This window comes from Pectinatus frisingensis, assembly GCF_015732285.1.
Taxonomy (GTDB): Bacteria; Bacillota; Negativicutes; order Selenomonadales; family Selenomonadaceae; genus Pectinatus; species Pectinatus frisingensis.
Genome location: NZ_WIQU01000007.1, coordinates 34,639 through 55,675 on the forward strand (window position 1 = coordinate 34,639; position 21,037 = coordinate 55,675).

Sequence of the window (21,037 nt, forward strand, 5' to 3'; positions counted from 1 at the left end):
GATATTGGTAAAATAGCAGAATTTTATTGGCTTTACAAAGCGGTATTAGAATTTTGTTCAGCAATAGCAAAAATTTCAGTTATGTAGTAAAGTTCACCACTATAAATATTTATGCCATAGGTTCGTTCTAAAATGGTAAATGAATCCTTGATTATGTTGTACATATTGTTATGTCTTATTAATAATGTGCTAAGGTTGCCATATTCCATTTGATCGTTGCGGATAGCACGCTCCAGCATGCAGGAGGTATGAAACATGAATTTGATATAAAGACTTGGATCTTGACGCAAATTAAGGCGCGATGTGATGTCGGCAAATATTCCTTCAAGTAATGGAACAGCTTTTCTAGCATCAATGAAGACAAGCGTATTTTCAATTAAATTGATGATTTTATTGAAATCAAAATTAAATTTTTTAGCAATAAGAGGTGTCTGATTAGGTATTGAGGCGTTAATTCCGACGTAATAACTTTGTGTTACAACTTCATTGGCAAGTTGTTCTAATGATATTGTTGGTAATAATGCTTTACGTGTTGCCTCAATTACCATGGGAGTGGAAACCATACGCAAAGTACACGTTTTTATACCGGTTGATTTGGTGATTAATTCACCAAAAGTTGTTAATGATCCCATGTCTGATAATATAAGGACACCCTTGCCCTCATCAATTTTTTTTACTAATTTTGTGGCGCGTTCCAATGCCAAACTGACCTTTTCTTCCAGTGGCATGCATAGCCCGTGAGCATGTTTAACATCAAGCAGGCGATTAGCTACATTTGCAAAATCGGTAGCTGCGTGATAACCATGGGTAAGCACGAGTACGCCGATATGAGAAATTTTATTGCTGATATTAAGTGTTTGTAAGCATAGAGAAATAAGAATTATTTCCTGCTTAGGGATGGTTATTTGCAGTTTTTGTTCCAGTGAAGTAATAATATGCTTGGATATTTGATAGTATATATCGTTTTTATTAATTACAGAATTATTTTCCGGCAGCGTCAAAGGTTTATTTTGCCGTATGCGTTCAAGCATTGTTTCTACGTGGAGAACCAGACCGTGAAATACTTGAACAGGAATTTGCAGGTCATATTCTTGTTCAATTAAAGCGATATCATCTTTTAAAATTTGATAAATTTGAGGAGAAATAATTTTGAGGAAGGCCATTTCATCGGACACATGACTGGCAGGTTGTTTTTTACCGGAATAAACATCGAAATATTCCGTAATTTGATTATTGAATATTTCTTTTATTGTATTTAGTGATAGGTTATCTGCAAAATATTTTCTCGAATTGTTTATCATTAATTGATAGAAATTCATTTGGGGAGGGTCTTCAGTTGGGGTATAAACTGGTTGCTCGGGTGAAAAAGAAATATCTTTTAGTTGCGTTGTATCAAAAGATGTATTTAAATTTGAACGCTTGCGTGCAAGTATATCAAATGACTTCAGATATTGAGCTGGCAAATGGGATAATTTTACATGTAGCTGAGCGTGTTTTTCTGTAATGAAATTAACAAAAGCATTGGCACATATTAGTTTGATGTCATTTTCGAGTTGACCAACATTTCCAGGGCAATCATATATCAGAAAAAGTTTAATGATTTCAGCCGATACATGGATTTCAATATCCATATTTTTGGCTTCTTTTTGGAAAAAGAGCTTGATCAGGCTGTAGCGTTCATCAAGCGAACGATTTTCTAAATCTGGTAATTCAATAAGGTTTGGAATACGTCTAAGAAAAGTCTGAAGTACGGCTGTACCTGGTTTTTCTGTGGTTGCTGCTATAATGAGTACCTCGGCTTTGCGGATGTTGTCTACGTCACCTAATTGATAGTATTCACCTCTGTCAATGAGAGAAAATAGCATTTCCTGACCTTCTGGCGGCAGTCTGTGAACTTCATCGAGGAATAATATGCCGTGATTAGCTTTTTCAACCAGTCCGGTGTGATTATCAGTTGCTCCGGTGAAAGCACCTTTTTTATGACCAAACAGATGTGATAGTAAAAGCTGGGGATTGCCGGCATAATCAGCACAATTGAAAATAATGTAAGGTGCATTTTCTTTAAGTCGCTGTGTCTGTTTAGCATATATATACATAACTTTTGCCAGTGTTGTTTTGCCGCCGCCGGTTGGACCAATAATTAGACTGTGCAGGCCGTTGGGGGGATAAAGTATAGCGGCTTTTGCCTGCTTAACAGCTGTTTTAAGACTTCGATCATAGCCAATTAAATGAATAAAAGGCGAGTCATTATTTTTTACAATTATTTTAGACTTTACGGGAAGAACATCTATCTTCATTGTCGTTGTTGATTGGAGCGATTTGTTAAAATTCAAAATAGACTGTAATTCGTTGAGACAATTAAAAGATAATTTTGGCAGGGATTTACCGATGAAATCTTCGACTGATTGTTCGGCCAAAAAAAGTACCGGTTTACCATGAACTTTTATCAGTTGTTTATCCCGATGAAGTTGGTTTAAATCACGGCTTACGTTGTCGCGACTGAATCCCAATTGGAGACTGATCCATGATGCATTAAATCCAGCAACGTTTTCAGGGGTCTCACTTTTTTGTAGCATAAGGCGACTTTGTTCTGTTATGAAGGACATAATGCGCTCTTTTCTAGTGGGATATCTTGACATCGGAGTACATCCTTTCTATTGATGTGTGTCATATAAATTTAAAATAGTGTTGCAGCAACACAGATACTAATAATTTTACATAAAATTATAAAAATTACAAACATATTATAACACAGATAAAAATAATGTGTGTACATATTGCAAAATAATAAAAAATATTTAGAAAAGTAATCAAATAATATATATGAGTATCAGTGATATTGTCCCATTATAACACACATGATATGAATTAGTTGGCATGGAATCTGCATATAGTATATATAAGTGAGCGCTCACAATGATGAATATTATTTGATTGTTTTTTGGAAAGGATGATAAAAATAAGCTACGCTGCTAAAAGAAAAATTATTATGGATGAGTTGCAGGGAGCATTAGAAAATATTCAAGAAAGTGATATTAACAAATTAGTAGAGTGTATTTGTACGGCTGATACAGTTTTTGTTGTAGGCGTTGGACGTGTAATGTTGATGCTGCAGGCTTTTGCTAAACGATTGAATCATTTAGGTATAAGAGCTAATTTTGTGGGAGCAATTGACGAACCAGCAATTACTGAAAAAGATGTTTTGTTGGTGGGCTCTGGTTCAGGCGAAAGTGTTTTTCCGGTGGCAATAGCTAAGATTGCTAAAAAATATAAGGCAAAAATTGTTCACATTGGATCAAATTCTCAAAGCACGATGTCAAATTATGAAGACATATTCGTTCGCATACCATGTGCAACTAAATTACATTTGATTGATGAAATTTCTTCAAGGCAGATTATGAGTAGTTTGTTTGAACAGAGTTTGTTGATATTGCTGGATGCAGCAGCTATGATGATTGTTGAAAAAAATGGTATATATAATTTAGATGATCTTTGGAAGTATCATGCAAACCTCGAATAGACAGATAGAAAACAGTACAAGATGTAATAGGAGGATATGACAATGCAGACAATGAAAGCTGCCGTATTGAAAAATATCGGAACATTGGAAATTGAAGAAGTTCCGATACCGGTGCTTGGGGAAAATGATGCTTTAGTTAAAGTATCGGCCTGTGGTATTTGTGGGTCCGATCTGCCAAGAATATTAACGAATGGTACTTATCATTTTCCGACAATCCCGGGGCATGAATTTGGCGGCAGGGTTCAGAAGGTAGGCAGCGAAAAATATAATGAACTAGTAGGACTGAAAGTAGCAGTAAATCCTTTGATCCCTTGTCACCATTGCGATATGTGCGAAATAGGGGAATTTGCCCAATGTGAACAATATGATTTTTTAGGGTCACGCAGTGATGGTGGTTTTGCAGAATATGTGAGGGTTCCGGTTGCAAATTTGATTTTATTGCCAGAAATATTTGATGAGCGGGCAACGGCATTTTTAGAACCTGTTACCGTTGCACTGCATGTGGTGCAGAATTGTAATATGGAGTTTGGCGTCAAAGCTGCGATATTTGGGTTAGGTGCGATCGGTATGTTTGTGGCACAATGGGTGAAAGCATTTGGTGCAAAACGAGTATTTGCTCTGGACATAGATGAACATAAAGTACAGTTGGCAAAGCAACTTGGTCTGAAAGATGCGTTTTGTATTAAAAATGTAAATATAGATGAAATTATTCCAAAAGTTGATTTTGTATTTGAAGCATCTGGTGCAGCTTCAGCATTTTATCAGGGGATTTCTTTGCTGCGGCAGTCAGGTACACTGGGTTTGGTTGGGCGCCCAACAAGAGCTGTCACTATTGAACCGAATATATTTGAAAAGCTTTTAAGGTCACAATTGAAGATACAGGGAACATGGAGTTTTGAAGCAAAAAATTTTCCTTATAATGCTTGGCAGCAAAGTGCCGAAGCCATTGCTGATGGGAAAATAAAAGTACTGCCGCTAATATCACATACTTTCGGATTGGAAAATGTACTGGAAGCAGTGCAGCTTATGGCCGAAAAAAAGGAATTTTACTCAAAAGTATTAATTTTGCCTGATGGGACTAAATAAGATAAACACTTAAATGGGTATTGGTAAGGATTAGATGTTTTACAAATCCGTGCAATAAATTATGAGTGAAAAGAGGTAAAAAAATTATGGTATCAGCAATTCTGGTAACTATTATCGCTACAATGAGTACTTGGTGGGTGAGTCATGCAATAACAAGAACGTGGTTATATCCTTTATGGTCGGGCTTTTTGGTAGCTTTGGCTATGGGAGAACCGATTGTCGGCATGAAGGCTGCAGCTTATATTCAGCTTACGTATTTAGGTTGGATTACTGCTGGTGGGACAATGCCGGGTAATCTTATGGTAGCAGGTGTCTTTGGTACAGCACTGACAATTTTATCTGGAGCAGATCCAATATTGGCACCAACATTTGCCGTACCATTCAGTCTGCTTGGCATACTGACATGGCAGGCTTATATGACATTAAACAGTTTGTGGGTTCATAAAGCCGATAAGTATGTTGAAGCTGGAGATTTGACTGGTGTAAGGATGATGAACTGGATTCCCTCAGGTATTTTAAGTTTTATTTTAAATGGTATACCAGCTTTTATTTTAGTCCGTTTTGGCGGTGATTATGCAACTCAGGCGTTGGCTGCTATTCCACAGTATTTTATTAATGCATTTTCAACTGTCGGAGCATTGATGCCGGCGCTTGGTATTGCAATGTTGCTTACCTATATTGGAAAAAAGAAAATCATTGCTTTTTTCTTTGCTGGTTATTTTATGACGGTATATTTGCATTTGGATACAATGGCAATTACCGTATTTGCAGCAATTGCCGGTGTCTTAGTATATTTCTTTACAGTAGATAATAAAAAAGAGGAGGCATAAATCATGGATCAATCAATAGAAAAACAACCAGTAAAATTGCGTAAGATTGATCTTATCAAACATTGGCTTGGCGGATATTCTCAAGAAACATGCTATAATTATGAACGTTTACAAGCATTAGGAACTACTCAAGCGATTATTCCAGTTATCAAACGTTTGTACAAAACTAAAGAAGAACGAGCCAAGGCTTTAAAAAAGTATATGGTATTTTTTAATACGGAGCCATCTTTTATTGGAACTGTAATTCCAGGTATTGCAGCATCAATGGAGGAACAGGCTGCTAATGGTGTTAATGTTACTGAAGAGGATATTAACTCATTACGGACTGGATTGATGGGACCAATGGCCGGAATAGGAGATACTGTGTCGCAAGGGATTGTTTATCCAATTCTGGCCGGTATAGCTTGCTCGTTAGCTTTAGCCGGAAATTTAGCCGGGCCGATTATGTTTGAGATTTTTTATAAGGCTATTATGCTGATAAGTGGATATACTATGTATATGATTGGATATAAAAAAGGAAAATCTGCAATTTTGAATTTATTGCGGGCAGGGACATTGAATCGTGTGACAGAAATTTTTAGTATTGTTGGGTTAATGGTTATCGGCTCAATGGCGGCGACGAGGGTGACAATTGTAACACCAATAGCTTTTACTGTTGGTGAGGTTGGAGTAAATTTGCAAAAGGTTTTGGATTCATTGTTGCCATCACTGTTGCCACTTATAGCTGTATTAGCCGTTTGGAAGCTTTTGGTAAAAGGGAAAAGTCCTACTTATATTATTGCTGTACTGTTTGTTGTTGGTATAGTATGTTCGTTATTAGGAATCCTGTCTGTTCCGACAGCTGGCTAAATTCTAATGTATTGAGAAAAATAAACATGAGGTGAAAAGTACATGATAGGATTATTATTAGTCAGTCACGGAAATTTGTGTGAGTATATGCTGAAATCTACAGCGATGATTGTTGGGAATATAGAACAGGCATGTGCGGTACCACTAAATCCTGGTGAAACACCACAAAATTATGAAAATAGGGTAAGAAAGGCAATCGCTGATTTAGATACCGGTGAAGGAATTATTGCGTTAGTGGACGTTTTGGGAGGAACACCATATAATACTGTCGGTTCTCTTAGCAGAGAATGTAAATTGCAAATTATTACTGGAATGAACATGCCAATGACAGTTTATTTTACGATGGAACGCAATAATGGACATTTGGTTGAAAAATTGATGAATTCTGCATGCGAAGCAGCAAAATCAGGAATTAAAATTTTACAACCATGTAAAAATGGAGGGAACGGTTATAATGAATAATTTGATGTTGGCAAGAATAGATGATAGATTGATTCATGGACAAGTTATGACTGCGTGGATGAAAGTTAAACCAGCTAAGCAAATTATTGTAATTGATGATAAGGTATCAAAAGACACATTTATGATTGATGTAATACAGTTAGCGGCTCCCAGTGGTATAAAAGTCAAAGTGTTGTCCTGTGATGATGCAGTTATAGAATTGAAGAAAGGATTAAGTCTGCCGACAATTTTATTGGCTAAAACACCGCTGACCTATAAAAAAGTTATTGATGAGGGTATTGATATATCGGCGATAAATGTTGGCGGTATGGGGGTAAATGCTAATCGCCGGACATTATATAAAAATATAGCAGCATCTGATGAAGAAAGAGCAATATTTAAGGAATTTCTGGCAAAAAATATTGATGTAAAAATTCAAATCATTCCCGCAAATACAGCTATGGAAATGTCAGAAGCATTGAAAAAATGAATTATAGAGGAGCACGTTGTTTATGAAAGCCATGCGATTGCATAAGATAAATCAATTTACACTTGATGAAGTGGAAAAACCAAGACCACAGGGTAATGAAATTTTATTAAAAGTACAGGCTTGTGGAATCTGTGGATCAGATATACCTCGTGTTTATGAATTAGGGACCAGAGTGTATCCCGTTACTTTAGGCCATGAATTCGCGGGAACTGTTTGCGAGGTCGGCAGTGATAAAAATGCAGGATTAATCGGACGTAAAGCAGCAGTTTTTCCAATTATACCATGTATGAAATGTGAAAGTTGTCAAACGGGCAATTATGCAGAATGTGACAATTATCAATATCTTGGTTCACGAAATGATGGTGGATTTGCAGAATATTGTTTAATTCCAAGTAAATGGCATTTGGTATTGTCTTCTAATCAGCAGATGCCGGTAGAAAATCTTTCACTTGTGGAACCAGCTACAGTTGCACAGCATGCTTTGCGCAAAGCTAAATTGACGGCCGGGGAAAATATTGTCATTATCGGTGCTGGCCCCATTGGTATTATGACAGCAAGATGGGCAAAGCTTTTTGGAGCATCTAAAATTGCATTGTTGGAAATTGATGATGTTAAGCTGGCCTTTGCAAAAGAAAGGAGCATAGATGTATATGATACAAAGGATGAAGCTTGCTTGAGTAATGTACTGAAACAGTTTGGCAGAGTAGATACTGTAATAGAAGGTACTGGCACATCATCCGGAGTTAATATGGCAGTTCAATTGTGCAGGGCTTTTGGCAGAGTCGTTTTGATGGGAAATCCACACCGGAATACAAAACTCGATTTACAAAATCATAGTTTGATTTTGCGTAAAGAACTAGAATTGTTGGGTATGTGGAATTCATACTATGCGGAATTACCGTTTAATGAGTGGAAATATACAGTTCAACAAATAGACTGCGGGGACCTGGAAGTAAATGATCTTATTACACATCGTGCACAATTATCGAAACTTAAACAGTTATTTGATCAAATTCACAACAGGGAGATAACGATTTGTAAAGCAATATACTTTGCCGGTGACAATTAAATAATAGTTACTGGCGAAGTTTTTACAGAGAGGAAGAAATGATAATGACTATTGAATTTGCCCCATCATTAATGTGTATGGATTTGCTAAATGTGAAGCAGCAGATAACAGTACTGAATACACGGTGTGACTATTATCACATTGATATTATGGATGGACATTTTGTAAAAAATCTTTGCTTGTCTATTGATTTTGTAAGAAATTTGAAAAAAATTACCAAACGACCATTAGATTGTCATTTGATGACTACTAACCCTGAAAATTATGTAGACCAGCTAATCGATATTGGGGTTGACTATATTTCGTTGCATGCAGAAACTTTAAATGGACAGGCCTTTAGGCTGATTGATAAGATCAAACAGGCCAATTTAAATTTTGGGATAGTTTTAAATCCTGAAACGAATCTTAGCACTGTTAAAATATACTTACATGCAGCAAATTTATTGACAATAATGACGGTTGATCCTGGCTTTGCGGGACAAAGTTTTATAACAGAATCGCTTGATAAAATCCGTCAGGCAGCTGATATGAAGTCTGAATGCGGTTATGGTTATAAAATAGCAGTAGATGGCGGATGTAATAAAACCACTTATAAAAGACTTAAGCAGGCCGGAGCAGAATGTCTTATTGTTGGGAGTTCAGGGTTATTTAGGCTTGATGAAAATATAAATACTGCTTATGATATGATGTTAAAAGAATACAAAGAAGTTTGCTGAAAAAGGTTTTACATTTCATATTTAATAAAGCAAAAATAATTGAACACTGCGTAAAAACTGTATTAAAATTAAAATGAATATAGTTTTAGCGCAGTGTTTTGCTGTTGTTACTATGTGTAAAGCGGCGAATTAAATTAGTAAGTTAGTATAATAAAATGGTTGTGTAAGTATGCTGTCTACGCCTATGTAAGGATGAAAAGTAATTCATGTATTTATGAATTTAATTTTTAGTATTTGTTGCGTGAAATGGTTGATTTGACATTGTGATTTTAAATATAAGGAGTATCCGCTGATAAATATAAAGACTTGACTATATGGATACTATATAGTTTATGCTGACAAAGTATTTGCAATTATTACATAATAGAGAAAAATTTTCTGTAGAGGAGTCGGTGTAAACGGTTATGAAGCGAACATTAAAGAAAACGGCAGTGACAGTGATGGCAGTGAGTGGTGTATTGCTGGAGGGAATGACAGTGGTACAAGCGGAAGATGTGCAAAAGGTAAATCTTGATAATATTGTGGTAACAGCGACACGAACGGAAAAGGATGCGCTGGATGTTCCGGCCAATACACAAGTTATTACGGCGGAAGATATTAAAAAGGGTGGGTATACCAGTGTATTTGAAGCGGTAAAAGTATTAGCACAGGCAAATTCATTCGCTTTTCAAGAGGATGGCGGTGATTATGGTTCGATGATGTCAAGAATCAAGTTACGCGGTATTGACGATGGAACATTGGTCTTAGTGAATGGAAACCCCAGTAACTATATGAACCACGCTACATTGAATAATATTCCGATAGATCAAGTGGAACGTATTGAAATAGTCAAGGGGGCCAATTCGGCTTTATATGGCCCGCAGGCTATCGGCGGGGTAATAAACATCATAACGAAGAAGCCGGTGAAAACTGGCAAAGTTACCGGTAATATTTCCAGTGCACTTGGCAGCAGGGAAAAAAGTGCCGCAGTAAATGTCCAGACTGATGTGTTTAATTTAGGTGTAAGAAAAACTTTTTACAAAGATTATGATGGCATACAGCATCCCGGCATTACCGGTTCTGGACCGGCATTGGATATAAGGGATAAAAATACTGAACAGTTGTATTTGTCGGTGAATATGGCAAAAGATTTGGTCTTTAACTATGGACGGACAAGCAATGAAGTGGCCTTTGAATCAGGGAAATTTAATAATTATATGCCTATTATGAGTAAATATGGATATTATGATACGACATTTAATGACTATTCTTTGATATATGATTCAAAGAAAACAGGAGTAAAGGCTGTAGCCGGATATAATACTATTAATATGACGGGAACTAAAGGATCAAATAATACATCATGGGGCTATAATGCCAATTTTGATATACAAAAGAAATTTGATTTACGTGATCACAAAGATACTTTTATATTAGGAACCAACATGAATCGGGAATATATGAAGGTGAACTATCCGCCTTATGCTAATGATGTGGACAACGGCAGGAACAGTTATTCTCTATATGAGTCATATGATTATAAAGCGACAGATAAACTAAGTTTTATAGCTGGGATGCGAGAGTATTATATGACTAAATCATCATTTCAGGATAGTGATTTCCAGCTTTTACCCCAGTTTCAAGGATTATATAAGGTAAATGATAAATCATCATATTATTTTAATATCGGCAAATCTTTTGAAATGCCGGATATTACTTCAAGTTTTTGGTATGGTGATTCGATTGCAATTAATCCTGATTTAAAACCTCAATCAGGTTGGTCATACGAATTGGGACATAAGTTTGAAAATGGCAAGAGCAGTATAACTACTGATGTATTTTATATGACGGTTAAGGATAAATTTTATTGGGCACAGACACAAAGCGGGCAGAGTATCATGAAAAACCATGACAAGTGGCAAAATACTGGTTTGGAAGTTAATTATAAACAAAAAATAGATGATAATTTATCAACTAATATTGGCTTAACTTTACAAAATCCAAAGGCATATTCCAACAGTAGCGCAAAATGGGTACAGGATTCAGCTAAATACATAATTAATGTCGGGGCTGAGTATAACAGAAATAAATTTATGGCAGACGCTCGTATATTTGCTAATTTGGATCGTGAACCGGCATTTTACAATTATGAACGAACTTCATCGAGCACACCGGATCATAATTTGTCCAATAGTTGTGATTTAACAGTGACTTTAGGCTATAAACCGACAGATTCAGATAGTTTTAAGATCATTGGCCGCAATTTGTTTAATAGAAAAGATGTTGTTAACACCTATGAATATTATGCACTTCCCGCAAATGTGACTTTTGTTTATGAAAAAAGTTTTTAGGCCGGTCAAAAATTAATGATATCGGCTGCGTTTATTTAAATGTTGACTATATGGCAACAATAGGGTGTATAGTATAACAAAGATAAAAATGTATGAGGTGATGAATATGACCTGTAGTGCACATCCCAAGTTTGAGATACCGGACGGCCCGCATGGCAAGCTTCGTTATGAAAGTGCTATGAGGCATGCACAAGCAGCTAAAAAAGCGGGAAAGTCAACACAAGAAATTCATGCTGTTTTTAAAAAGATAATGGCATTTGATCCAATGGATATTGACGCTATTCCCACTGATGCTGCTCATGCTAAGTATCGCAGTGCAGCTATCCATGCTAAAAAGGCATTGGAAGCGGGAAAAAGTATGGATGAGGTTCATGAAATATTTCGCAGAGTTAAAAAGGAATAGGAACAACAACCTGCTCACACAAAAAATGATGCATAAATAATAAAGGAGCTGCCGCACAAACGGCATTGACATCATAAAGATGCAGCTAACTATCGTTATGTGGTGATCTGCTTTTAAAAGGCGGATACAAAAAACGAAGCATCGCAGTATTTATGAATGAAAATGTTTATATACGGCGGCTCCTTTATTGTTTGACCATATATTTAGTATATAGTTTAAAATTATGAAAACATATATCAATTGTTCGGAGGGTACTTTTTTGAAAAAAATTGCAATTTATGGTAAGGGCGGTATCGGTAAATCTACTACAACAGCTAATTTATCGGCAGCATTCAGTGAAATGGGATTGAAAGTCTGTCAGGTAGGCTGTGATCCGAAGAATGATTCCACACGTTTGTTGCTGGGACATATTTGCCGTAAAACAGTATTAGATGTTGTACGAGACAATGATGCAATAACAAGTGAAGATATTGTCCATACAGGGTATAACCAAATAAGCTGTATAGAGGCAGGTGGTCCGGAGCCTGGTGTGGGCTGTGCAGGCAGGGGCATAATTGTAGCATTGGAAAAAGTCAGAGAACTAAACGTGTTGTCCGATATGGATGCAGTTTTATATGATGTTTTGGGGGATGTTGTCTGTGGTGGTTTTGCTGTACCAATACGGGAAGGGTATGCTACAGATATTTATATTGTTTCTTCAGGAGAATTGATGAGTTTATATGCAGCCAACAATATAGCCAAAGGAATAAAGCGTTTTGCGCTGCGTGGTGTGGTACAATTAGGTGGAATTATCGGCAACAGCAGAAATACTCTCAATGAAAAAAAATTGCTGCAGGAGTTTGCCGCCCGATTGAATACGTATCTTATAACCTTTATACCACGTGATAGTATTGTTAATGAAGCTGAAAATAAACGTCAGACGGTTATTCAATATGCAGCTGACAGTGATCAGGCTAAAGTTTACCGCAAATTGGCAAACATGGTTTTGCATAATGCTAAAATGACAGTACCTACACCGATGGATTTTGAGGAATTGGAGGCATTAGCAGAAAAATATGGGAGTAAAAACTAAACGTTTTATTATGAAAGGAAAAAATTGCAGCTGTAGTATGCCCGGTGTATGGCGGGCTCTTGTCTGCTGTAAAGGGGCGGTGGTCATATTTCACAGTCCGCGCGCCTGTGCACAGCTTGTCAGAAGTATGGAAGTAAATGCTCAATATCGTGTGTTTTCATACGGTCGGAAATTTGACCGGCACTATGATTTTGTACCGCTTATATCTACCCAGATGGAGGAACGGGATTCCATTTTCGGTGGGACGGAGCGACTGCTTGAATGTATACAGTTTGTGGTTGATAAATATCAGCCGGAATGTATTGCAATTGGCAATTCCTGTATTGCCGGTGTAATTGGCGATGATGTAGAAACCATTGGTGACGCGGCCGCCCGACAATTTAAAATACCGATTATAACAGTCAGTTGTTATGGATTTTTGGATGGGGAATATTACCAGGGTTATTTTGAAATGGCACAAAAGTTATTGAGAACTTTTGCTCGCCCCTGCCGTCGAAAAACAAAAACGGTTGTTTTATTGGGAGATAATGGCGGCCCGTGGGGCCATTATGCTCAGGAAGTAGCATATTTACTCAATTCGCTTGGTATAAAAATTTTGGGTCAGTTTCCCGGTTATACGGCAATAGCAAAAATAAAAGATTTAGTAAGTGCTAAGGCTGTTGTTGTATTAGGCAGTGCAGGACAGGCAGATGAAGGATTGTTAAAATTGGCCGAATTGTTTGGACAGTTTGGTGTTGGTCAATTGCCAAAGGGTTTATATCCGATAGGCTGGACAAATACACAGCGATGGATTTTAGCCTTGGGGGAATTGTTCAATTGCCGGGAAGCGGCGCAGCAACTGGTGGCAATGGAAGGGCATCGTTTATTAAGTGCAGGCAGAAATTTCCTTCCGGTTACCTCCGGTAAGCGGGTCATACTGTGCATAGGCCGTCCCCTGGACTATTTCAACCCGGCCTTGATCATTGAGATAATCAAAGTGTTAGATATGAATTTAATCAAAGTAATATTGTTGGATGATTATTCAAACAAGGAATATAAATTGATATGGGAAGCAATAAAACATTCTACAAACATATTGATTTGTAAAAGTGAGTCATTGGATGTTCGGCTGGACGGTGATTTGATATTGACCACACATGAATTGAAAGAGTGTCCTGTGAGACAAATTTTTTTGCCAATGCTGACAAAAGCCGGTATTGGTGGAATGATTGATTTCATGCGGGAAATATATCGTGCTTTTTGCCATCGCGGCAGTCGTGGGGGGATTACTTATGTCTGGTAAATGGGATGATATTTGTAATAGTATTGACACTTGTGCTTTGGCTGGAGCAGCAGCTTTTTTTGCCGGCATTCCCAAGGCCCAGATACTGGCAAATGGACAACTGTGGTGTTATTTTTATGCCTTGCGTTATTTGGAGCATGCAGAGTATAATATGGCAGAACGATTTCATTGCACACAGACAGATAATAATGCTGTGATTTACGGTACGGAAGAATTTTTACTGAAAGCATTAGAACGAATGCAGCAGTCTGAGTGTCAGCCATCGATATTATTAGTAGAAAACAGTTGCTCTATAAGTCTCATAGGTGATGATATTGCCGGTATTGCCGGAAAGGCAGCTTTGGAATGTCCGGTAGTGGCGATGGATTGCGGTGGCTTGCTGGGTGGGTTTGCTGAAGGATATGCTAAAGCTGGTGTGAAATTATTGCAGGTGTTACCGCTGGCAGTCAGAAAACCGGTACATAAAAAAATAAATTTGTTGGGCTTGACAGATTTTTATTATAACGGAGCTGCCGACAGCAGAGAAATTGTGCGTATTTTACACGATGCCGGTTATCTGATAGGTGCTATTCCAGGTGGCGGCAGTACACTGGAATGTATTACCGGGCTCACTGATGCTGAGCTGAATGTAGTGATCAATGAAGAATTGGGACTTCCGCTTGCAAGATTTCTTAAGCAACAGTATGACATGCCATATGTAATTGCCGGTGTGCCTTACGGAGTTATTGGCAGTAAAAAATGGCTGAGCAGGATAATCCAAATTGTTTCTACGGATGCAAAAGCTGTATTTATTGAATGTGATGCGGCTGAAAAAAAGCTTACAGCATATGGTAATGATGTAAGTTGTAATTGGGGTGAACCATGGTTTGACGAAACGATAATATGTGCACCGGGCACAATGGCTTTATGTATAGCTGAGGCAATTCGCAGTGAATGGATAAATACTCAGCATCTGCAGGTAGTTTGCCGGGATAAAGTGATGTATGAAGGAATGTATTCTATAGTGGCTGATAAAGTTTATCCAAAGGAAGAAATAGAGGCGGCATTAGATGCTTTGCTGTGTATGGACAAAAGTATATTGCTTGTGGGCAGCAGTAATGAGGCAGCAATTTTTATGCGTCATAATAAGGCAATCAGCTGCTGCAATGTAGCATATCCGGTGAATGATGAAATATTATTGACACAGGTGCCTTTTGCAGGAATTAGAGGAAGCTTTTATATGCAGCAGCGGTTATGGAATGCTTTTATAAAGAATAGTATTACCACTTCATTTTAAGGGGAGAAAAGTATGACAGCAGCAAAAAAAAATGGGAAATTTGTATTACTGGGATTGTTAGGATTTTTATTGATTGTTTCATGTATGTCATTAACCTGTGGTCAAATAAATATTCCCATAAAAAATACTTTGGCTGTCATTACTCATCAGATGGGCTTATCAGTTTTTGGGGATAATTCTTTCACCCAGGAGCAGGAGGCTGTAATATGGTTCATCCGTATGCCAAGGATGTTGGTCGGGGTTTTGGTCGGAGCGGCACTGGGAATATCCGGTGCTGTAATGCAGGGACTGTTCAGTAATCCGTTGGCTGACCCTGGAATAATCGGTGTTTCCGCCGGTGCCTCAATGGGAGCGGTGATTGCTATTGCACTGGGACTTGCGGCACAAAATGTGTTTATGATGCCCTTGTTTGCTTTGTGTGGCAGTTTGCTTGCTGTTATCTTGATCGTGTTTTTGTCAATGAATAACGGCAAGATACCAGTAATGACGCTATTGCTATCAGGAGTGGCTGTCGGAATGCTGCTTGGAGCGATTACTTCAGGTATTTTAACAATTATGGACGAGCAAAAACTACAAAATTATTTATTTTGGATAGTTGGTGGTTTGGATTATCGCCGCTGGGAGCACGTCTACATGGCAATCGGGCCGATAACAATGGGAATAGTTATTATGATGTTAATGTCCCGACATTTAAATGTACTGGTGCTTGGGGATATTGAAGCAAAGACAGTGGGGATGGCGGTTATGCCGTTCCGGATGGGATTGTTATTTGTGGCAGCAATGGTAACGGCAACGTCAGTTTGTGTCAGTGGCAATATTGGCTTTGTTGGACTCATAATACCACATATGATGCGGTTGCTGCTGGGACCTGATCATCGGATATTATTACCGGCAAGTACCTTGGCAGGAGCTGCTTTTTTAGTTATTTGCGATTCACTGGGGCGTATTATAGCACCGCCGACAGAAATACGGGTGGGAATTATGACGGCTCTGGTGGGAACCCCATATTTCTTGTATTTGTTAAAAAAAATGCAAAAACGTTCTTATTGATAAAGGATAAAAGTGAAAAAATTTGTTTCATACCTATATTAAGTTGTTAAATTTATCATTAAACATATTTTTATTGCATTTTTTTATTAGTGATGTTATACTTACTTTACTGAAAATGAATAAATGTACTCAGTGCGACGAAGCCTGCTAACAAAGTGCCGATAAATATTGATACTTTGTTAACAGGCTTTTATTTTTCAGAAAAAATTAAAGGAGTGAAATTATGTTAAAAAGTAGGTTTTTAAAAACAGCTGCATTGTCTGGAGCATTAGTTTTTACTTTGCTCGGTGCGGGCTGCGGTGCGGGCAGCTCTGATACCATAAAAATCGGCGGTGATTTGGAATTGACCGGAAATAATGCTTCTTATGGTACTTCAACGGCAAATGGTGCACAGCTTGCTTTTGACGAGGTTAATTCTGCCGGTGGAATCAATGGTAAAAAGATTGAATTTATTAAAGCGGATAATAAATCTGAACCGGCTGAAGCTGCCAATGCAATAACCAAATTGACTACTTCGGATAAAGTTTCTGTCGTTTTGGGTGCTTGTACTTCATCAAATACAATGGCTATGACGCAGATAGCAGATGATCAAAAAGTACCGCTTGTAAGCTCATTTTCAACTAATCCCAAGGTAACTGTCAATGATGACGGCAGTGTAAATCCTTATGTATATCGTGTTTGTTTTATTGATCCTTTCCAAGGCACAGTAATGGGAAATTTTGCAACTAACACCTTAAAGGTAAAAAAAGTTGCAGTTTATATTGACAACAGCTCCGATTATTCTAAAGGGCTGGCGCATTTCTTCGAAGAAAGTTTCACTAAAAATGGCGGACAAATTGTTGCTGAGGAAGCTTATTTGCAAAAAGACAGTGATTTTAAGGCCACTTTGACCAAACTGGCGGCTGCTAATCCTGATATGATTTATGTGCCAGGTTATTATGAAGAAGTCGGTAAAATAATTAAACAAGCACGCGATATGGGAATAACTGTTCCGATTACCGGCGGTGATGGTTGGGACAGCAGTAAATTAGCGGACATTGCCGGACCGGATGCACTTAACAATACCTATTTCACGAATCATTATTCTGTGCAAAATAAAACACCTGAAGCAGATAAATTCATAAGTGCATATAAGGACAAATACGGGCAGGATCCAGATGCGGCGGCCGTATTAGGATATGATGCAGCTACGATGATAATTGATGCGATAAAACGTGCCGGCAGTGCTGAGCCGGAAAAAATCAATGCGGCTTTAGTGGCTACCAAGGATTTGCAATTGGTATCGGGGAAAATTACCATAGATAAAGATCATAATCCTGTTAAACAGGCAGTAATAATTGAATTTAAAGATGGACAGCAGTTGTTTAAGCAGGCTATTTCTCCAGAATAAATAAAAATAAATTTTACTGATTAAATTATAAAACACCCCGTTTCATTCGGTAGATAAAAACCGTTGGAAGCGGGGTGTTTTATAGATTGATGGCAGATAAATCATTGATTCTTTTCACCAGAGACCGACAGATGCATATTATCAGAAAAATCAAATGCATTGCCATATGTACAACGGGCGATTTCCTGTACGCCAAAAACTATATCCTGAGATACGTTGTACAGGTATCCTTCACGTGGAGTAATTAAAGCATTATTTTTTATCGCAGTGATGGTCTGCAATGAAGGATCATTTAAATAATTGCGATTATATGAATCAACATCAAATGTGTTATGGTCATTGTAAGCAGGCATTAATAAGATATCAGGATTTATTTGTACAAGCGCCTCTTTAGTCAATGCCTGTCCATTGTGAATACCGATTGTGTCAAGCCCATTGATAACACCAGCGTATTTACAGGCATCGTCGAAGGAGGAGCCAATACCGCCGTAGGTGGTCATCAGAGAAATCAGAACGATTTTTTTGTAATTATCGGGAGAAATTGCATCTACCTTGATTTTTATCTCCGCAAGTTTATCATCCATTAAGCTGATAAGAGCTTGTCCTTTGTCATGTTCTCCCAGAGCATCGGCAATAAGCTGTACAGTCTGTTTTACCTGGGAAATGTCCTTGGCACCGGGGACAACCAAAACTTTTATCCCCATGTCGCGCAGGCTGTCGGCTATCTCTATGTTGTTCCAATCAGGAATTATCACTAAATCGGGTTTCATGGCAAATATTTCTTCAGCAGAAGGCTGTTTGATTTTGGTGGAGATTTTTTTTGCCAGAGGTACTATATTGGAGCTTGTCGGATCATCAAGAAGATAATTTACAGCAATTAATTTGTCTGTTTTTACCAGGCCTAATACAATTTCATCCGTGCTCATGGAAAGGGTAACGATACGTTGCGGTTTTTGGGCAAAGTGTACGGTTTTACCCTGTTCATCAGTAACGGAATAGGCATTATTGGCATCGTTTTGCTGCGGTGCATTATTGCAGCCAGTAAATAATAAACCGCACAATAGTATGCTAAAAAAACTATAAAAAAGGTTTTTTATTGTCAAATGTTTCCTCCTCCATGGCAGTATTTTTATGAATAATGGCATTAAAGATTTCGCACCAAACCTGCATCATATTCTGCACATCAGGTTTTTTTACATCAATGGCGGTAACAGCATAATTTCGTTTTAATATATTTAGAATTTCATTGGCTGCAGCAGTGGTCTCCTTTCCGTTCAAAAGCTGCCAGAGATATTGGTCCAGAATATGTACATACAAAGATGTATATACAAGCATGTTATCCTGCCGTGCTAAATCTTCGGCACACAGCAGGAACTGGGGTTTCAATAAATTATTGAAGTGGCTGCTATATTTTTCCCAAAGCTTGGCAGGGGTTATGCCAAATCGTTTTAGGCGGCGAAAAGTGTCATGCTGCCGGGCGGCATTAAGACCGGATTGTTTATCCAGAGCTTTTTTAACGGCTTTGATGATAACCTTGCCAATAAGTTCACCTAGTTTGGAATGTTTGCCAGCATCTTCTAAATATAAACTACTATCAGAATTTGCTATGATGATAGTTTGATCCGTGCCTGAACCTGTGGCTAATCCCATGGAATAGTTGCTGCCAAACAGCAATTCCTGAATAGCAGCTGTTTTTGCCTCAGTACAGGTAACCAAAGCCCGTGTTAAAGTTCCCGGCGGCATATTACTGTCGAGAAAAAGCAAAATATTGATGGTGCCAAATCGATCGGGTTTTTCAACAGGACGATAATAATCAGCATGGTCACCTACTCTGCCGCCATTGGTTTCTATGCCGCCGGTGACGATGGCAGTTACTGTTAATTCCTTGTAGGTCATGCCTTCAATGACAGCATTTTCCATACTGGCGGCAGTCCCCATGCCGCTGACTTTTTCCGGTTCCAATGATAAACGTTTTGATATCAATTTCATATGTTCAATATAGCTGTCGGCAAGCATCTCACATGGCATGCCGTCACCCTGCTTAGCATCATGGTTGTAAACTGCAATAAAATCTTCATGGTAGCCGCCATTGTAAACAGAAGTACTCAGTACTTTACGGTTTCCATTAAAAAATGCGACAATACTTTTATCGTATAAATAAACAGTATCGCCAGTTGAGAGTGTACAAAGTTTTTCCGACATGATTTCTCCTATTATTCATGTGATAGGCCACAGGCCGATAACTGCTGCGGCAGCAGTTTAGACAGCTGCGGAAAGTCATCATAATAAAGTTCATGAACGAGGTAATCAGGCTGTAATAAATCTAATACTTTACGAATGGCTTTATCAGTAAAGGGACGGTGTTGGTCAATATTTACTATGTGTTCCAGCAGTATTTGCAGATTGAGATGGGGAGGAACCTGATGGTCAAGTGAATGCTGGTATTCAGCAGAAAGAGAACAGCTTAAATGCACACCCTTGATCAATGCGGCGAGACTGCCAAGTTCTGCAATGATCCGGCAGATATATTCTACGGCCTGCTGCTGGTTTTGCAGATCACAGTTAGTATTGAGTAAGTGACCTGTGTCCAGCATAATACCGACATTTGGTCGTTTTATCAAATCAAAAAACATCTTGACCAGATCCTTGTTTAGTAAACGCAGTCCCGGCCACCAGAGATTTTCAAATAAAACAGTGATATCAGTAGGAATGCAGTCAGCAACCATATTAAAAATTTCAGCGGCCGCTGTCAACACCTTGGCGTCATCATATTCAAAATTAAATGTAAATATTGATTCCGTGCTGCAGTCGGCAACATGCCATACCAGATATTCGGGATGCTGTTTGAGGGCTGAGGCAATATTGGCTTTGATTACCTTGAGCCATTCGTTTTTATCATGGGCACCGCCGAAGTAATCGGTTTTATTGTATACTGCAGCAAATTGTTTTTTCACACTGGTTGTGTTATCTAACCAAAATCCCAGCCAATATGGCCAATAAGCTAAATGAACACCGACTGAGACCGCAGAATAATCGTGTGATCGAATATTGGTATCATATATCAGTTGTTCTATACCGTCTAAATGGAAATTTTTTAAGTAATCAGATAGAGTAATTGCATTTTGTTTTAAATTGATTTCATAATAATCTGTTGCACAATAATTTAGTAAATTTTTCATAATAGTCACTGCATTAATATAAAGCATATAGTATGTATACTGTCAAGACTACTG

General features: G+C 38.0%; 19 protein-coding genes. 15 read left to right on the forward strand and 4 right to left on the reverse strand.

What is annotated here, in order from left to right:
* Positions 1–32 precede the first annotated feature (32 nt).
* Positions 33–2,639 (reverse strand): sigma 54-interacting transcriptional regulator, encoded by a 2,607-nt coding sequence (locus tag I6751_RS00495; protein WP_196591443.1) that lies wholly within the window; start codon positions 2,637–2,639, stop codon positions 33–35.
* Positions 2,640–2,950: 311 nt separating this feature from the next.
* On the opposite strand from I6751_RS00495, the gene hxlB reads away from it, so the two are divergent.
* The 15 genes from hxlB (at position 2,951) to I6751_RS00570 (ending at position 17,804) form a co-directional block, all read left to right on the forward strand.
* A complete protein-coding gene (gene hxlB / locus I6751_RS00500; protein ID WP_196591564.1) occupies positions 2,951–3,520 on the forward strand; it encodes a 6-phospho-3-hexuloisomerase in 570 nt (189 codons plus the stop codon).
* 42 nt (positions 3,521–3,562) lie between these two features.
* The gene (locus tag I6751_RS00505; protein WP_196591444.1) at positions 3,563–4,606 is read left to right on the forward strand and encodes a galactitol-1-phosphate 5-dehydrogenase; all 1,044 of its coding nucleotides are present in this window, start codon (positions 3,563–3,565) and stop codon (positions 4,604–4,606) included.
* An 86-nt stretch (positions 4,607–4,692) separates the two neighbouring features.
* A complete protein-coding gene (locus I6751_RS00510; RefSeq protein WP_231035131.1) occupies positions 4,693–5,436 on the forward strand; it encodes a PTS mannose/fructose/sorbose/N-acetylgalactosamine transporter subunit IIC in 744 nt (247 codons plus the stop codon).
* A gap of 3 nt (positions 5,437–5,439) precedes the next feature.
* On the forward strand, positions 5,440–6,285 hold the full coding sequence (locus I6751_RS00515) for a PTS system mannose/fructose/sorbose family transporter subunit IID (RefSeq protein WP_196591445.1): 846 nt from the start codon (positions 5,440–5,442) through the stop codon (positions 6,283–6,285).
* 42 nt (positions 6,286–6,327) lie between these two features.
* Positions 6,328–6,747 carry a PTS sugar transporter subunit IIA gene (locus I6751_RS00520; RefSeq protein WP_196591446.1) on the forward strand — a complete coding sequence of 140 codons (420 nt, stop codon included), beginning with the start codon at positions 6,328–6,330 and terminating at the stop codon, positions 6,745–6,747.
* Positions 6,740–7,216, forward strand: coding sequence for a PTS system mannose/fructose/N-acetylgalactosamine-transporter subunit IIB (locus I6751_RS00525; RefSeq protein ID WP_196591447.1), 477 nt, complete (start codon positions 6,740–6,742; stop codon positions 7,214–7,216). The genes I6751_RS00520 and I6751_RS00525 overlap by 8 nt, the downstream gene beginning before the upstream one ends.
* Before the next feature lie 22 nt (positions 7,217–7,238).
* On the forward strand, positions 7,239–8,285 hold the full coding sequence (locus I6751_RS00530; RefSeq protein WP_196591448.1) for a galactitol-1-phosphate 5-dehydrogenase: 1,047 nt from the start codon (positions 7,239–7,241) through the stop codon (positions 8,283–8,285).
* A gap of 44 nt (positions 8,286–8,329) precedes the next feature.
* The gene (gene alsE, locus I6751_RS00535; protein ID WP_231035129.1) at positions 8,330–9,001 is read left to right on the forward strand and encodes a D-allulose 6-phosphate 3-epimerase; all 672 of its coding nucleotides are present in this window, start codon (positions 8,330–8,332) and stop codon (positions 8,999–9,001) included.
* Between the two features lie 404 nt (positions 9,002–9,405).
* Positions 9,406–11,331, forward strand: a complete 1,926-nt coding sequence (locus I6751_RS00540; protein ID WP_196598936.1) for a TonB-dependent receptor plug domain-containing protein — start codon at positions 9,406–9,408, stop codon at positions 11,329–11,331.
* Between the two features lie 106 nt (positions 11,332–11,437).
* Positions 11,438–11,734, forward strand: coding sequence for a hypothetical protein (locus I6751_RS00545; protein ID WP_196591451.1), 297 nt, complete (start codon positions 11,438–11,440; stop codon positions 11,732–11,734).
* 259 nt (positions 11,735–11,993) lie between these two features.
* On the forward strand, positions 11,994–12,806 hold the full coding sequence (locus tag I6751_RS00550) for a nucleotide-binding protein (RefSeq protein ID WP_196591452.1): 813 nt from the start codon (positions 11,994–11,996) through the stop codon (positions 12,804–12,806).
* The gene (locus I6751_RS00555; RefSeq protein WP_196596189.1) at positions 12,790–14,088 is read left to right on the forward strand and encodes a nitrogenase component 1; all 1,299 of its coding nucleotides are present in this window, start codon (positions 12,790–12,792) and stop codon (positions 14,086–14,088) included. The genes I6751_RS00550 and I6751_RS00555 overlap by 17 nt, the downstream gene beginning before the upstream one ends.
* Positions 14,078–15,364 carry a nitrogenase component 1 gene (locus tag I6751_RS00560; RefSeq protein WP_196591454.1) on the forward strand — a complete coding sequence of 429 codons (1,287 nt, stop codon included), beginning with the start codon at positions 14,078–14,080 and terminating at the stop codon, positions 15,362–15,364. The genes I6751_RS00555 and I6751_RS00560 overlap by 11 nt, the downstream gene beginning before the upstream one ends.
* A 12-nt stretch (positions 15,365–15,376) precedes the next feature.
* A complete protein-coding gene (locus tag I6751_RS00565) occupies positions 15,377–16,414 on the forward strand; it encodes a FecCD family ABC transporter permease (RefSeq protein ID WP_196591455.1) in 1,038 nt (345 codons plus the stop codon).
* 223 nt (positions 16,415–16,637) lie between these two features.
* Positions 16,638–17,804, forward strand: coding sequence for an ABC transporter substrate-binding protein (locus I6751_RS00570; RefSeq protein ID WP_196591456.1), 1,167 nt, complete (start codon positions 16,638–16,640; stop codon positions 17,802–17,804).
* A 101-nt stretch (positions 17,805–17,905) separates the two neighbouring features.
* Here I6751_RS00570 and I6751_RS00575 read toward each other — a convergent pair whose 3' ends face one another.
* The 3 genes from I6751_RS00575 to I6751_RS00585 are packed head-to-tail and all read right to left on the reverse strand — an operon-like array spanning position 17,906 to position 20,983.
* Positions 17,906–18,907, reverse strand: coding sequence for an ABC transporter substrate-binding protein (locus tag I6751_RS00575; protein ID WP_231037922.1), 1,002 nt, complete (start codon positions 18,905–18,907; stop codon positions 17,906–17,908).
* Complete coding sequence (locus I6751_RS00580; protein WP_196591458.1) at positions 18,882–20,006, reverse strand: adenosylcobinamide amidohydrolase; 1,125 nt, start codon at positions 20,004–20,006, stop codon at positions 18,882–18,884. The genes I6751_RS00575 and I6751_RS00580 overlap by 26 nt, the downstream gene beginning before the upstream one ends.
* A gap of 11 nt (positions 20,007–20,017) precedes the next feature.
* Positions 20,018–20,983: an apurinic/apyrimidinic endonuclease family protein gene (locus I6751_RS00585; protein WP_196591459.1), complete on the reverse strand. Its 966-nt coding sequence runs from the start codon at positions 20,981–20,983 to the stop codon at positions 20,018–20,020.
* Between the last annotated feature and the right edge of the window lie 54 nt (positions 20,984–21,037).

What these genes read in the sequence shown, in the direction of transcription:
- I6751_RS00560 (WP_196591454.1), top strand. Translation starts at nt 14,078, where the DNA reads ATGTCTGGTAAATGGGATGATATTTGTAATAGTATTGACACTTGTGCT.
- I6751_RS00540 (WP_196598936.1), top strand. Translation starts at nt 9,406, where the DNA reads ATGAAGCGAACATTAAAGAAAACGGCAGTGACAGTGATGGCAGTGAGT.
- I6751_RS00520 (WP_196591446.1), top strand. Translation starts at nt 6,328, where the DNA reads ATGATAGGATTATTATTAGTCAGTCACGGAAATTTGTGTGAGTATATG.
- I6751_RS00530 (WP_196591448.1), top strand. Translation starts at nt 7,239, where the DNA reads ATGAAAGCCATGCGATTGCATAAGATAAATCAATTTACACTTGATGAA.
- alsE (WP_231035129.1), top strand. Translation starts at nt 8,330, where the DNA reads ATGACTATTGAATTTGCCCCATCATTAATGTGTATGGATTTGCTAAAT.
- I6751_RS00505 (WP_196591444.1), top strand. Translation starts at nt 3,563, where the DNA reads ATGCAGACAATGAAAGCTGCCGTATTGAAAAATATCGGAACATTGGAA.
- I6751_RS00580 (WP_196591458.1), bottom strand. Translation starts at nt 20,006, where the DNA reads ATGTCGGAAAAACTTTGTACACTCTCAACTGGCGATACTGTTTATTTA.
- I6751_RS00570 (WP_196591456.1), top strand. Translation starts at nt 16,638, where the DNA reads ATGTTAAAAAGTAGGTTTTTAAAAACAGCTGCATTGTCTGGAGCATTA.
- I6751_RS00565 (WP_196591455.1), top strand. Translation starts at nt 15,377, where the DNA reads ATGACAGCAGCAAAAAAAAATGGGAAATTTGTATTACTGGGATTGTTA.
- I6751_RS00510 (WP_231035131.1), top strand. Translation starts at nt 4,693, where the DNA reads ATGGTATCAGCAATTCTGGTAACTATTATCGCTACAATGAGTACTTGG.
- I6751_RS00555 (WP_196596189.1), top strand. Translation starts at nt 12,790, where the DNA reads ATGGGAGTAAAAACTAAACGTTTTATTATGAAAGGAAAAAATTGCAGC.
- I6751_RS00525 (WP_196591447.1), top strand. Translation starts at nt 6,740, where the DNA reads ATGAATAATTTGATGTTGGCAAGAATAGATGATAGATTGATTCATGGA.
- I6751_RS00495 (WP_196591443.1), bottom strand. Translation starts at nt 2,639, where the DNA reads ATGTCAAGATATCCCACTAGAAAAGAGCGCATTATGTCCTTCATAACA.
- I6751_RS00515 (WP_196591445.1), top strand. Translation starts at nt 5,440, where the DNA reads ATGGATCAATCAATAGAAAAACAACCAGTAAAATTGCGTAAGATTGAT.
- I6751_RS00545 (WP_196591451.1), top strand. Translation starts at nt 11,438, where the DNA reads ATGACCTGTAGTGCACATCCCAAGTTTGAGATACCGGACGGCCCGCAT.
- hxlB (WP_196591564.1), top strand. Translation starts at nt 2,951, where the DNA reads ATGATAAAAATAAGCTACGCTGCTAAAAGAAAAATTATTATGGATGAG.
- I6751_RS00585 (WP_196591459.1), bottom strand. Translation starts at nt 20,983, where the DNA reads ATGAAAAATTTACTAAATTATTGTGCAACAGATTATTATGAAATCAAT.